This is a genomic window from Octadecabacter arcticus 238 (assembly GCF_000155735.2).
Classification (GTDB): Bacteria; Pseudomonadota; Alphaproteobacteria; order Rhodobacterales; family Rhodobacteraceae; genus Octadecabacter; species Octadecabacter arcticus.
The window spans coordinates 3,731,818-3,744,835 of record NC_020908.1 but is presented as its reverse complement, the minus strand read 5'-3'; the positions used below and the strand labels follow the sequence as shown (position 1 = coordinate 3,744,835).

General features: G+C 56.8%; 13 protein-coding genes. 10 read left to right on the top strand and 3 right to left on the bottom strand.

Annotated elements, in window-relative coordinates; all coding sequences use genetic code 11:
* Positions 1 to 138 precede the first annotated feature (138 nt).
* The 9 genes from OA238_RS19295 (at position 139) to OA238_RS19255 (ending at position 7,755) form a co-directional block, all read left to right on the top strand.
* Positions 139 to 1,215: a coiled-coil domain-containing protein gene (locus OA238_RS19295; protein ID WP_015496481.1), complete on the top strand. Its 1,077-nt coding sequence runs from the start codon at positions 139 to 141 to the stop codon at positions 1,213 to 1,215.
* Between the two features lie 45 nt (positions 1,216 to 1,260).
* A complete protein-coding gene (locus OA238_RS19290) occupies positions 1,261 to 1,593 on the top strand; it encodes a hypothetical protein (protein ID WP_044037207.1) in 333 nt (110 codons plus the stop codon).
* A complete protein-coding gene (locus OA238_RS19285) occupies positions 1,586 to 2,704 on the top strand; it encodes a hypothetical protein (RefSeq protein WP_015496480.1) in 1,119 nt (372 codons plus the stop codon). Before OA238_RS19290 ends, OA238_RS19285 begins: the two co-directional genes overlap by 8 nt.
* 193 nt (positions 2,705 to 2,897) lie before the next feature.
* Positions 2,898 to 4,835, top strand: a complete 1,938-nt coding sequence (locus OA238_RS19280; protein WP_015496479.1) for an ATP-binding protein — start codon at positions 2,898 to 2,900, stop codon at positions 4,833 to 4,835.
* Positions 4,828 to 5,172 carry a hypothetical protein gene (locus tag OA238_RS19275; RefSeq protein ID WP_044037205.1) on the top strand — a complete coding sequence of 115 codons (345 nt, stop codon included), beginning with the start codon at positions 4,828 to 4,830 and terminating at the stop codon, positions 5,170 to 5,172. Before OA238_RS19280 ends, OA238_RS19275 begins: the two co-directional genes overlap by 8 nt.
* A complete protein-coding gene (locus OA238_RS19270) occupies positions 5,169 to 5,423 on the top strand; it encodes a hypothetical protein (RefSeq protein ID WP_044037202.1) in 255 nt (84 codons plus the stop codon). Before OA238_RS19275 ends, OA238_RS19270 begins: the two co-directional genes overlap by 4 nt.
* Positions 5,420 to 6,772, top strand: coding sequence for a DUF6638 family protein (locus tag OA238_RS19265; RefSeq protein ID WP_015496478.1), 1,353 nt, complete (start codon positions 5,420 to 5,422; stop codon positions 6,770 to 6,772). Before OA238_RS19270 ends, OA238_RS19265 begins: the two co-directional genes overlap by 4 nt.
* 36 nt (positions 6,773 to 6,808) lie before the next feature.
* Positions 6,809 to 7,066 (top strand): hypothetical protein, encoded by a 258-nt coding sequence (locus OA238_RS19260; RefSeq protein WP_015496477.1) that lies wholly within the window; start codon positions 6,809 to 6,811, stop codon positions 7,064 to 7,066.
* A gap of 11 nt (positions 7,067 to 7,077) precedes the next feature.
* Positions 7,078 to 7,755 (top strand): DUF1523 family protein, encoded by a 678-nt coding sequence (locus OA238_RS19255; RefSeq protein ID WP_015496476.1) that lies wholly within the window; start codon positions 7,078 to 7,080, stop codon positions 7,753 to 7,755.
* 111 nt (positions 7,756 to 7,866) lie between these two features.
* Here OA238_RS19255 and OA238_RS19250 read toward each other — a convergent pair whose 3' ends face one another.
* The 3 genes from OA238_RS19250 to OA238_RS19240 all read right to left on the bottom strand — a co-directional run bounded on the left by OA238_RS19250 (position 7,867) and on the right by OA238_RS19240 (position 12,172).
* Complete coding sequence (locus tag OA238_RS19250; protein ID WP_015496475.1) at positions 7,867 to 10,209, bottom strand: aldehyde dehydrogenase family protein; 2,343 nt, start codon at positions 10,207 to 10,209, stop codon at positions 7,867 to 7,869.
* Positions 10,210 to 10,256: 47 nt separating this feature from the next.
* Positions 10,257 to 11,243 carry a deoxyribose-phosphate aldolase gene (gene deoC, locus OA238_RS19245; protein WP_015496474.1) on the bottom strand — a complete coding sequence of 329 codons (987 nt, stop codon included), beginning with the start codon at positions 11,241 to 11,243 and terminating at the stop codon, positions 10,257 to 10,259.
* An 80-nt stretch (positions 11,244 to 11,323) separates the two neighbouring features.
* A complete protein-coding gene (locus tag OA238_RS19240) occupies positions 11,324 to 12,172 on the bottom strand; it encodes a helix-turn-helix domain-containing protein (protein WP_015496473.1) in 849 nt (282 codons plus the stop codon).
* A 138-nt stretch (positions 12,173 to 12,310) separates the two neighbouring features.
* Between OA238_RS19240 and rpe the strand changes: the two genes are divergently transcribed.
* Positions 12,311 to 13,000 carry a ribulose-phosphate 3-epimerase gene (gene rpe / locus OA238_RS19235; protein WP_015496472.1) on the top strand — a complete coding sequence of 230 codons (690 nt, stop codon included), beginning with the start codon at positions 12,311 to 12,313 and terminating at the stop codon, positions 12,998 to 13,000.
* Positions 13,001 to 13,018 lie beyond the last annotated feature (18 nt).

Genomic DNA, 13,018 nt, shown 5'->3' with positions numbered 1-13,018 from the left:
CGTTGGAAATGGTTGCACGGGTCAGGTACGTTTGACCCGTGTGCGCGAATTTTGGCGGTTTTTAACTATTCGGGCCATTAAAATGGCGGTAAGATTACCTATATTACGAACAACAATTCATCCCAAGTGAGGACCAATATGGCCGATTTTGACGCGCAGATCCGTGAATCCCAGACCCAGGTCGCTGAGGCGCAATCCAAGATTTCAGAACTGACCAGCCGGATCGAAACCGCGCGTCAGAAGATGGAAACGGGGACGGATATTTCTGTCGATATCGAAAATGCGTCGTTGGAAGACGTGCATGCGCACACGGAATTGATGAATGCGAACATCGCGGAACTGATCATGGGACTGGACGATGTGACGTCCGGTTTCCAGCAGGATTTCGACGAAATGCGGTCCAAAACCGGTTGGGAAAGCTTTGTTGGGTTCTTTTTGGGCGGTAAATCGGATTCGATGCGCGAAGAACGGATGCGCAGCGCGTCCGTGGATGACAAATTGCAGGACCTGATTTCCAAATCTGACGTGATTACGAAGCTGCTGGAAAACCAGCTTTTGATCCTTGAGGAACAGAAAACCAAGGTCGAAACCAATCTTGTTGGCACCTTGCAGGAACGCGAAACCACGGTGAGCGAACTTGAAGCTGTACGTGCCGAGATTTTGGGCATGGACCCTGCGATCATCACGCTTGAGAACAAGATTTCCGTCGAACAAGACGCCGCGGCGCGCACCAAGCTGGAAACAGAATTGGCCAAGATGAATGGTGCGTATAACGAGGCCGTGCAGCAAGAACAGGTGAAGCTGGCTAAAAGCCAAACATTGGAACGCTATATCGAAAAGGGCAAGACCTGGATCGACAGTTTGCAGAACCAAGCGGCGACGCAGATGGTGCTGATCAACAAGCTGCAAACGGATACAAAACAGCGGGTTTTGCTGTATGATGCATTGACCAAATCGCTCAAGACCGCGCAGCAACAAGATGTGGCGCACCGCATTAACGAGATTGGCGTGAAAACCGACCAAGAGGCGCAGACGGCGATGGCGGCGATCGGGTCCGCCACGAACGCCCGCATGGCCGAGATGATGGAAAAACACGAAGACCACATGGTGTTCGCGCGTGAAGTGCTGGAGCAAAAGGCCAAGGTTGATGAGCGGTTCATGCGTCGGTTCGCCAAGATCGTCGAGAAGCATGATAGCAATGAATATTGGGCCTAATCCAAGGTGCCTTGTATAATCAACTATCTTTCAACGGGTTTGGGTTTGCTACTGGTCGGTGTGCATGGCCTTGCGTTTTTACTCCCTTTGACTTTGATGATGATCGCTCCGGTGGCCGTTGGGGAGTATCTCGGCCTTGCGGCTTTAGGCTACATTTTAGCAGTCCCCGCCGGAATCGTTTGGATTTGGTGCGGTCTCCGCTTTTTACTCCCCGTCACTTTTGACATCGCGTTGAAGGGTTGGAAGGGCATTCTAGGGACGTCCTATTTGACGCCGCAACAGGTGATGCAGATTGTGATCGACGGTCGGCGTGTGCTCTGGAAGGACGTTGAAGACCTGTTCGGGCTGAAGGCTAAGGCGATACCTCAAAATGACTGACACCGCCCCCGACCATTTCCAGCTCGAAGACACCCGCATCACGCGGCGGTATTTTGGCAAGTTCGAGAAGATCATCGGCCATTTGGGGCGGGTTGCAGCGACGCTTGAGGCTGAAAAACGGCTGAGTAAGCGCGATGTCGAGGTGATGACGCGATATATTGTGAGCCTGAACTACACGTTCAAGGCGCTGGCGCATAAGTACCATTTTTCGGGGCGGTTTGCCCACGCGGGCAAGCTGACGTTTGACCGCGTGGACAGCGGATTTCCAGTGTATTCTGAACTGCTGAGCATGGCAAACGACGCCGCCCAAGCGGGGCGGCATTTGCAAGGTATGCGATCTGTTGAGGCGCTTAAACAGGACATGGTCCGCGTGATCCTGAACGAACAATCGATCCCGACAAAGTTGCAATATGCGCTGAGCCAGCGTTTGTATTACGAAGAGCTTTCCAAGGGTGATTTGTTCTGGGCGCGCAACGATCCACAGGCGGCTTGGCTGGGCAACACCGCGCCGCTGCGCCGTGAATTTATGGTGCATTGGGCCGTCTATGACAGCCAGATCAACCTGCCGACGATCTACATGATGGAGCTTGAGGACAGCGGGAAGGTTGGACTGCCCAAGGACGATCGCCGCTGGCCCGAAGTGCAGGCACATTTGATGGCGCAGTCGCTGGGTGGGCTGAAACTGCTGACCATCGCCAAAGGGTTTGATGAGGATTTTGACGACCTGCACCCCAAACGCCTGCGCCGGTTTCATGTGGGGCCGATGTATTCCCACGCGTTCACCCGTCAGGCGGGACCGCTGCGCGAAGTTCTGGAAGTCGCGCGATCCCCTGTCGGGGAGGATTGGGCGCTGGTCTGGACCGAAGAAGAATTGGTGTCCGAGACAACGCTCACAGAAAAGTCGGGCTGGTTCGGAACGGTTGAGCGAGAGACATTTGCGCTGGATCCATTTGCAGGCAGGGGCGCCGAAACCGGAGCCACCAAAGTTGAGCGCAGCATTATTCTGCCCCAGCGCCCGTATCAGGCATTGGAAGAACGCAAGCCCGCGGGATTTGACGACGTACGCAAGTTTGTAGTTTCGCCCACAGGAAGCGTGCTGAGCTATAAATAACGGTCGTGATTTGAGCTGTATTTGCCAAGATGAAGGTTGAAGCGGAATGAAACAGATCGGTTATTTCCTTTGGTGGCAATGCTGTGAATGGCGCAATCGTTTTCGGGCCTATTGGGGCAGTAATAGGTTTTCTGTTTGGGCCGTGGATGGCGAGTGCGTATCAGGCCTTCAAGGGTAGGAATGAGGAAGAAATATGAGCCAGACACGCGATACGATGGAGCTGCGCGAAGAAGACATCCGCAAGCATTACGACAGCGCCACCGCGATGGTGCAGGGGTTCGATCACACGCCGCGCATTGGCACGGCGAAGGATGCGCCCGCGACTGAAAAGTCTGCGGGCATCGGTACGCGGCGGCGGTTTCGCACGACAACACCGGGGCTGGTGACGCGATCAACAGCGCGCTCTGAGGGGGTGCAATTGTTGGCGCGGATTGAGGGCAGCGATGAAGGCGACGGGCTGACGTCGCCAACGCAGGCCACAGTCCTGCACGGGCTGCGTCGCGCCATTGCAATTGCGCTGGCCGTGGCTGAGCAATACGCTGATCGCACAGGATTGGCGGACCTGAAACGCGCCAACCTTGAGGGGTCATTGGCCGCTGGCAAAAAGGCTGAATTTAGCGAATTGCTGACCGCCGAGGCATTGGTCACGATGTCTGTTTTCGCCAACGCAACGGCGTTCCTGATGGCATCGCACGCGGGCGAAGAGACCGTGGAAATCGGCGAGGTCGAGGAGGTGTTGACCGACAATGGCACCTTGGCACTGCACGGGGTCTTGTGGGAGTTGGACCAAGACATTGGGCTGTTCGCCGACACTGAACCCAAGCTGGTCGCGACGGTGCTGGCCTACGCCGAGGCGTTGATGGCCAAGGCTGCTGCGCGGTCCAACACCGCAGGACGTCTGGAGCCATTTTCTAGCGCGTCTTGGAAGGTCGATGAAGACGGGTTGACCATTCGCGGATTCATCCCCGCAAGGGCCGCGAAATCGACCACCCTGACGATGAGCTTCAAGAAACCAAATGAGGTCGTGGGCAACCATATCGCCAAGTACCAGTCGATGAAGCTGGCGAAAATGGTCATGGCCTATGACTTTGAGCGCAAGCTGAACCCGTTTGCCGAACTAGGTGGTTTCATCTTTACGTTCATGGGTGACGGCGCGCCGGGGACGGGGAAAACGACCCTGATCCAGATGATGGCGGGGCTGATTTCGGAATACTGCAAGGTCGCGGGATATCCGTTCCGCTACCAGAATCTGAGCACGGACAATATCGACAGTTATCAAGGTAAATCGGGGCAGAATGCCAAGGCGTTCATCAACAACGTGATTGATCCGAGCGTGATTGGGTTCGGTACGATTGACGATATCGACCAGTTGGCGGGCAAACGCGGTGATCGTCAAAGTTCTGCCGGACAGCTAGAGATAACCGCCGTTCTGATGGAGAGCTTTGCGGGGGCCAACACGGTTGTGCGTGGCAATTGCACGTTCGGGATGTTCAGCAATTATCCTGAAAACGTCGATGATGCGCTGCGCCAGCGGGCGGGTGCGCGGTTCTTGGTAGATGGGCCACAGACGCGGGACGACTACATTGATATTCTGTATCTGTTGATGGGCAAGAACCATGACATTCCGGTTGGCGATCATGATGTGTTCAGCGCACAGGAAATCAAAAAGGCTGTCGCTGCGAGCTTTGAAGGACATTCCAAACCCCATGAACCGGGGTTGATGAATGTGTTTGATCGGGTGAATGGCCAGATTGGCGCGCTTGATACGATTGCCAAACTCGGCACCTATCTGAAGGGCATCCAAGAGGCTGATCCGAGGTTCACGGGCCGTGCGATCAAAAACATCACCGACGCTGTGAAAGTGCGCGCGATGGATTTTGAATTGCCGGATGATTGGATGGAAACGCCGGAGCTGTTTTTGGCGAAAGATTACCCGACCAAGATGGCGATGATCGAGGACATGAGAAAGCCGATCACCGTTGAAATGGTCATCCAAGAAATCAACCGCTACGCTGATTCAGAATTCCGCTACGCCGACAAATCCGACGAGGTCGCGATTGAAAACATGATGCGTGATTTTGAACGATCCGAGGAAGCCAAGCGGCGGTATCTGGAGAGTAAGGGTGGGTGAAGCATTTTCCACGGGCCTGATTTTGCCTGCGATTTGTCTGGCCGCGCTCGGCTGGGCAGTGCCGCGGGTGCTGGCGGTTTTTTGGCCCGAGGGGGTCAAATGGTTGATGGGATTGGCGTTGGCATCGACCCTTATTATGGCCCTGTGTGGGGCGGGATTTTTCGCCGTGCTGTACACGAGCCAAGGGGTGAATTTGGATGATTTATATGCGACGGGCGGGCTGTCGGTGCCGCTGCATTTTGCCAAGCTGAGTTTGATTTCAGCGCTGTTGTGGGCGCCGTTGATGGTGTTGTCGCTGGCGGGTGTGCCGAAGAACTGGGTGAGGGAGGTTTGGTGAAACTATTGAAACGCTTAACCCTTTTTACTGGTGCCGTTCTTTTGATTCCGACCATTATGACAACGAACATTTGCAATTGGCAATTTGCCTGGAATTGGAACAGGGATGGGCAATGCGCCGCAACTGATCAGCCGTCAGAAGTGTTTTTGAGTTTTTTGGCCCTCACAGGTATTGCCGCAGTGATCATTCTTCTTGTCTGGGTGTTGTTCTGGCTTTTGACCAAATTTTTGCAGCATAAGGTGGCCAAATGAAACGTCTCATCCAACGCGGCCTGATGTTTGGAAACCTCATACCTGTGGTCAGCCCCATTCTGGTGGAGCGCTATAACCGCGCGCTGAAGCGATTGACGGGCAAGCAGACCGAACTCACCGATTTTCATATCGATATTTCGGGCTATTCGCCTGAGATCGGCGATGAGTTGGGGGATGATTTGTACCTCAACCACAAGGGCGTGAACCGGCAGTTTATTTTGCTGACGACGGAGCAGAAAACCGCGCCATTGCTGAATGCGAAATTCTCGACCTCGCGCGGGATTTTGCGCCAGTTTATTGAGGCGAACGAGGCGCAGTTGTTTGCGCTGACCGCGCGGGACGGGGTTGCGGGGGAGTTGGTGAATTCGGTCTACGGGCTGGATACGCCTGCGCGTCTGTTTGATATCGGCCATGTGAGCATTGAGGCGGATACAACGGACGGTGCTGTGGCGGCTGCGGCGAAGCTGGGCGGGATGATTGACCAGTTTATGCGCGACGAAGGTGCATGGTTTGATGATGTGTTGATCGGCAATATGATCGGGCTGGCCAAGGACACTGGCGACATCACCCGCAATCCGGTGAAACTGGCGGATATGACGTTTGATCAGGACAATTTCTGGACCGCGCATTTGGGCGGGTTGTACCTGTTTCGCGGGGTGCCAGAACCTGCGGCAATCACGATGGGTGACAAGTCTGGCCTTGGCGATCTGCCGATTGCTACGGTGCTGCAAGGCGACGAGAGGTCCGCGATTGCGCAATTCCTTAAGGCCAATGATCTGGCGGAGCCGATTGTAGAGGCGCGTGGCATCGATAGTGGCGCGATCCTGCGCCAAAAGATGGATTTCATTGTCGCGGCTGTGGCGGCGGGGCTTGGTGAAGACCTCGCGGGGGCGACGCGGCGCGATTTGCGCAATATGGGGCGGCGGTATTTTGACATGCTGCCAGCGGCGTGGCACGGGCTTGCTGATCTGGTGCGCTGGGCGGAAGATGGCGGTGCGTGGCCGCATATCGATAGCGAACATCCTGCGTATTTCTACACGCTGCGGGCCAAGGCCCACAAAGACGCCGATCTGGTGAACATGTTGTTGGCCGAACTGTCGCCGATGGATGTGCGCCAGCTGTTCATTTGCCACAAGGAGGCGTTTTACACCGCCTACAGGGGCTGGACCGACGAAAAGAAGGACTATGTGGCACAATTCCTGTCAACCGAGTATCAGGTGGATAAGGCGGGCACGCGCGATGCGTTGTTTGGATTTGAAGCGGCGATGAGTGAGCCGAGCGGGCCGCCACCTTTGCCGGACCTGATTGATCGGGTCGGGCCATGGGGCGCGGTTCGGCGACGTGATTAAAGGCGGCGCGATTAAGGTAGGGAACGGGGACGCGATATGTTTGTGAGATTGATCTTGGGCGGCGTTGTCATTCTGGGCGTCGTTTATATCTGCGTGACGCTGTATTCTCGGTCTGTGCGGCGTGAAAAGCTGGAAGATTTGTGGGACAAAGAACCGGTTGAGGGCACGACGCGAGAGGCGTATATTGCTGACGGAATGGCCCAATATGAAAGCGGGTTGCGCAAAAAGCTGATCCTGCTTGTGTTTGTCATCCCGCCACTTGTCGTTGGCACGATCATCTATTTCATCAACTGAAAGCGGACAACATGCGCAATATTCGCCGATCTATCCGATTAATCCTGTTTCTGATCATCGGGTCGATCCTGCATTACGCCTTGCCGCAGCACGATGTGGTGCGCGTGGTGAATACCTATCAGGAACGCCAAGACCTCAACGACTGGACGCGGGTTTTCTGGGCGCGGCCAGACGATCAATCGGCGACGCTGATCAACCGCGATGTGCAGTTTATCCAGACGATCAGAAAGCAGTCGATGCTGTTCGGGTTTGTAAGCCGCGAGACGACCGAGGTTATGGTCTATCGTAATGAGGATACCGGTTGGTCATGGCCGTTTTATTTCAAGTTCGACACCGCAAACCTGCAAACCGAGGCGGACGATCTTGTCTCTACGAGCGAGGAACCCAAATGGGCCGTGATGACCCATTACGGCTGGCGCAACGAATATCTGTCGGCGTTTCCCAACGCGATTGCGATTCGACCGGTATCAGGGCCCGATGTGTTAATTATACCTTGGTTCAATATCGGGTTCTTGGTTGTTCTGATGATCGCATTTCTGTTCCTGCGCGCCATGTGGATGCAATTTCGTGAGCGCACGGTCGATCCGCTGGCTGACAAGGTCGGGGACCGGATGGATCACATGAATGCCGACCTGTCAGAACGAAAAGGGCGCGTGTCCCGCTGGCTTGGGACGTGGCGCAAGAAGTAGGGATTTGCGCTTGCCGCGCGCGCGGAGGGGGGCCAGCCCCCCGTCCTGCGGACTCCCCCCAGGATATTTTTGAAGCAAAGACGGGGTTAAGACTGGGCTAAAACGGGGGGGTTATTCGCCGTAAGGAAACCAGATCGTTTTAATTTCGGTTGATTGGGCGCGCCAGATGGACGACGGCCAACTGCGCGACTGTCTGTGGTTGACCCATGTGCGTTTGATGTTGGATGTCGATTTGGCCTCAACGACTTTGGACACGTCGGCGGTGGAAAATGACCAGACAGCGTCGATGTTGGCGTGTGCTGCCATATGCGGCGCCAGTTCGGTGTGGCTTCCGGTTAGGATATTGGCGACGCCTGCGGGCAGGTCGGATGTTTCCAACACTTGGTAGAAATCCGTCGCTGCGAGCGGGAAGGCGTGTGATGCGACAGCGGTGACGCGGTTGCCCATGGCGAGCGCGGGGGCCAGTGGTTCGATCAGCCCCATCAATGGGCGCGTGTCGTCCGTAAGGATCGCGATATTGCCGACGGGTTCGGGCATGGCAAGTGCGACACCCCGAATTGGCACACCCTTGGCTGCGCCATCGTGTTTGTCGGCCCAAGCTGCCCATGTAAAGAGCCACGAAATTGCATCATCAACTTCTTTGCTGCCCGTGCGTCCGCCGGTCAGTTGTTTGATCCGTGTGGCAAATTCGTCCGCGCGGGCAGACAGGTTTTCGCCGACGTAGTAGAGTATTTGCGCCCGCAGGTGGCCGGTGGAGGTGGACCAGCCTTTGGCGGCGGCGTTTGCCTCAATCGCGTTGCGTAAGTCTTTGCGATTGGCGATGCTGGCGTGGCCCAGCAGCTTGCCGGATTTGTCGAAAACGGGTTGGCTGTAGCCACCGTCGGGACGCGCCTGTTTGCCACCGATATAGAGTTTCGCGGTGCGATCCAGCGGGTCCGCTGGCGTGCCATCTTGGGTGGTAAATGGGGTCGGTGCGGTGACTTTGGCAGACTTGCCTCCCGATTTAATCTTTGGTTTGGTGTAGCCCATCAGGCCTTCCCAGCCGCCTTCGCGGCCAAAACCGCTTTCGCGCACGCCGCCGAAACCCGCCGCCGCGTCCATCAGATTTGTGGCGTTGACCCAGACAATTCCGCTTACCAATTTGGGCGCGATATCCAGCGCGAGGTTGATGTTTTCCGTCCAGACCGACGCGGCCAGCCCATAGCGGGTGTTGTTGGCGATTTCTATTGCTTCGGCGGGGGTGCGGAATGTCGTGGCAACCAGCACGGGGCCAAAGATTTCTTCTTGCATCAGCGTGTCGGACGGGGCGAGGCCGGTGATCAGGGTTGGCGGGTAAAAACAGCCTCGAAGTTCTGTCTTGGGGGCCGCGCATTGGTAGGTTTCACCAGCGGTGTTGGCGTCAACCATTGCTTTGATCTGCGCTAGTTGCACAGGGTCCACGATGGCACCGACGTCGATGCATTTGTCCAGTCCGTCGCCGATGCGCAACCCGTCCATGCGGGTTCGCAGTTTGGCGTAAAATCGATCCGCGATGCCTTCTTGCACCAACAAGCGTGATCCGGCGCAGCAGACCTGACCGCTGTTAAACCAGATCGCGTCAACCAATCCTTCGACGGCTGAATCAATGTCGGCGTCTTCAAACACTATGTAGGGGGACTTGCCGCCCAGTTCCAGCGATAGCGCCTTGCCGGACCCTGCGGTTTGTTCGCGAATGATACGGCCCACGGCGGTCGATCCGGTGAAGGCGATTTTGTCGACGTCTGCCGCGACCAATTCAGCGCCAGTTTCGCCGTCACCGGTGATTATGTTGACGACACCGGGGGGCACACCTGCGGCTGTGCAAATCTCAGCAAAAATCATCGCCGATAGCGACGTGTATTCGGCGGGTTTCAAGACCACCGTGTTGCCCATCGCCAGCGCCGGCGCGATTTTCCACGCCAGCATCAGGAGCGGGAAGTTCCACGGGATGATTTGACCGCAAACGCCGAGCGGTTCGGCATCGGGCATTTCAGCGTCCATCAGTTGGGCGAACCCTGCGTGGTGGTAGAAATGGCGGATTGCCAGCGGGATATCGATGTCGCGGGACTCCCGAATGGGTTTGCCGTTGTCGAGCGTTTCCATCACCGCCAGCAGACGCGCGTTTTTCTGCATCAGTCGCGCAATGGCATAGAGGACGCGGGCACGCGCTGCGCCGTCTTTTGCCCATTTCGGTTGGGCTTTGCGGGCGGCTGCTACTGCCTTGGCGACCTCTTCCGCGGTGCCTTTAGTGACGCCCGCCAGTTTTTCGCCCGTTGCCGGATTGTTGGATGGGAAATCATCGCGCAGCGCGTCCCATTTGCCGTTGATGAAATGACCCGCAATACCGCCGCGATCGGCTAGCCATGCCAGTGCCTCAACCGCGCTTTCTGGGGCTGGGCCGTAGTCCATGGATTCGAAAATGTCTTTGATGGTCATGTGCTGCTCCCAGCTTCATCTTGGCCAATACAACTCATAATCCAGCCCTATCCAATCGCGTGACGCCAGCCTGCGGAATAACCGCCGGTGACGTGGTGTTCGAGTTGCCGTTCAATGTCGCCCAACAAAGATGACGCGCCAAAGCGGAACAGATCCGGTTGCAGCCAGCGATCCCCAAGTTCGTCCTTGATAATCGACAGATATACCAGCGCATCTTTGGCTTTGCTGATGCCGCCCGCAGGTTTATAGCCGATCCGAATACCGGTGCGTTCGTGGTATTCGCGGATCGTGCGGATCATCGTCAGGGTGACGGGCAGGGTTGCGTTGACGCTTTCTTTGCCGGTCGATGTTTTGATAAAATCCGCACCGGCCATCATGCACACCACAGATGCGCGCGCGACATTGCGCAACGACCCCAGTTCGCCCGTCGCAAGGATCGCCTTGACATGGGCCTGCCCGCAGGCAGAGCGCATTTCGGCCATTTCATCGTACAGCGCCTGCCAGTTGCCTTGTAAAACATGGCGGCGGGTGATGACGATGTCGATCTCGTCCGCGCCAGCGTTCACACTTTCGCCGATCTCGGCGATCCGGAGCTTGAACGGCGACAGGCCCGCCGGAAATCCGGTAGACACGGCGGCGACGGGAATGTTGGTGCCACGCAGGGCATCCACGGCTGTCTCGACCATGTCGTGATACACGCAGATGGCACCCGTGGTCAGGCCCTCCATCCCGAGCGCCTTGAGCAGGTCGGGGCGAACCGGTTGGCGTGCTTTGGCACACAGCCTGCGCACACGCCCTTCGGTGTCATCCCCAGACAGCGTCGTCAGGTCCATCAGGCTGATAGCTTTGCACAGCCAGGCCGCTTGATAGTCTTTTTTTACGGACCGACGCCCGGGCAGGGTCGCGGCGCGACGTTCAATCGCCGAGGTGTTCGCCTGAACGGACTTAACCCACGATAAATCCAGCTCAATCCCGTCGTTGCGTGGTTCCTGGATTGTTGGAAGATGGGTCTTTGTGGGGTCGACAGTTTGCATCGCTCGCACCGTATTGGGAAGAAAAACTTTGCCACGTAAGGGCGGCATTGGCAAGCGGCGACGCGGTGGTATGGCGCACGCTAGGGTCGCGGTTGTATCAGGTCTTGTTGGTGTGCGCGGCGATAGCGCTGGGGTGTTTTGCCATGCGCCAAAAGGAACAGTTTGTGAAAGTGTGACAGGTTTGGAAGCCCGCAATCTGTCGCAATTTCGGCCAGTGGATCGGACGTTCCGGTGAGGCGGCGGGCGGCATAATCCATCCGTTGCATGTTGATATAATCCGATGGCGTTACGCCGAGGAACCGGCGCATGGTGCGCGACACATGCGGGTGCGCGCGACCGGTTGCGGCCACGAAACCAGCGGCACCGTTGCGAAACACATCGACATTGCGGGCAGCCGAACAGGCGGCGATCAACCAGTCGGGCGCGTCCGGCGACACGCCTTCGGGCGGGCGATCCAGCGCCACGAGAAGCGGCATCAAGAACGCCTCAAGATAAAGCTTTCGACGCGGGCTACGTTCCAGTTGCAGGGCCGCCTGATTGAGCGTCACAAGCTGGCGCATATCGCGGTGCGCGACCAGGGGCGCAGTGTTGTCGCCCCAGAATGCGACGCCTGACAGGTCATTGTGGCGACTGCCAATCGACGTGATGACGCCGGGGCGAATGGCGAGGGAAACGACCATCGCTGCGTCCCCGCGGCCTTGCAGGCCATGCAGCTGATTTGGCGAGATAAACAGCAAGTCGCCCTCGCTCAGGTCGCGTTTGCTGCCCGTCTGATGCAGGCGCACGGTGCCATTTTGCACCCAGACAAGTTCGTAAAAATCTTGGCTGTGCAGCAGCGGTGGGCGGCGGGTGTCGAGTTCGGCACGACTAAGCACAAAGGCGTCAAGCGAGCCGAATGCGTCGCTGGCGGAAAGACTGATGTGATCCATGGCATCAAATTACCATGCTATGGGGTGGATTGCACGATGGATTGCATTTGGCATAATATGGACGATTGGCTACAAATCTGACCCGTGACAATGCCAGCGCCGCGCGGTATCCCCTGCGCGACTTAACGAGGTGCAGACATGCCATTCGACCGTTCCATTAAAATTGCGCCGTCCATCCTATCGGCAGACTTCGCCAACCTTGGCGCTGAAATTCAAGCGATTGAAGCGCGAGGTGCCGATTGGATCCACGTTGATCCGATGGACGGACATTTCGTGCCGAACCTGACAATCGGGCCAAACGTCGTGGCGGCCATTCGCCCCCACGTAAAGACGTTCATGGACGTGCATTTGATGATTTCACCCGCTGATCCCTACATAGGTGCGTTCGCCAAGGCTGGCAGTGATATGATTACGGTTCATGCCGAAGCAGGGCCGCATTTGCATCGCTCGCTGCAATCAGTGCGCGCCGAGGGCAAGATGGCAGGCGTCGCGCTCAATATGACGACACCGCTGGATCATGTGGCCGATATTCTGGATGACATCGATATGATCTTGATCATGACGATCAATCCCGGGTTTGGCGGGCAGAAATTCACCCACGCGATGATCGACAAAGTGGCCCGTTGCCGCGCGATGATTGCGGATCGGCCGATTCATATTCAGGTCGATGGTGGCATTGATCCAACTACAGCCCCCTTGGTCGCAAAGGCTGGTGCCAATGTTTTGGTCGCTGGATCTGCGGTCTTTCGCGGTGGGTCCGTCGCGCAGCCGAACATTTATGGCGACAACATCCGCGCGATCCGCGATGCAGCGCAGGCCGCGCTTTAGGCGCTTTCCAAGCGATCA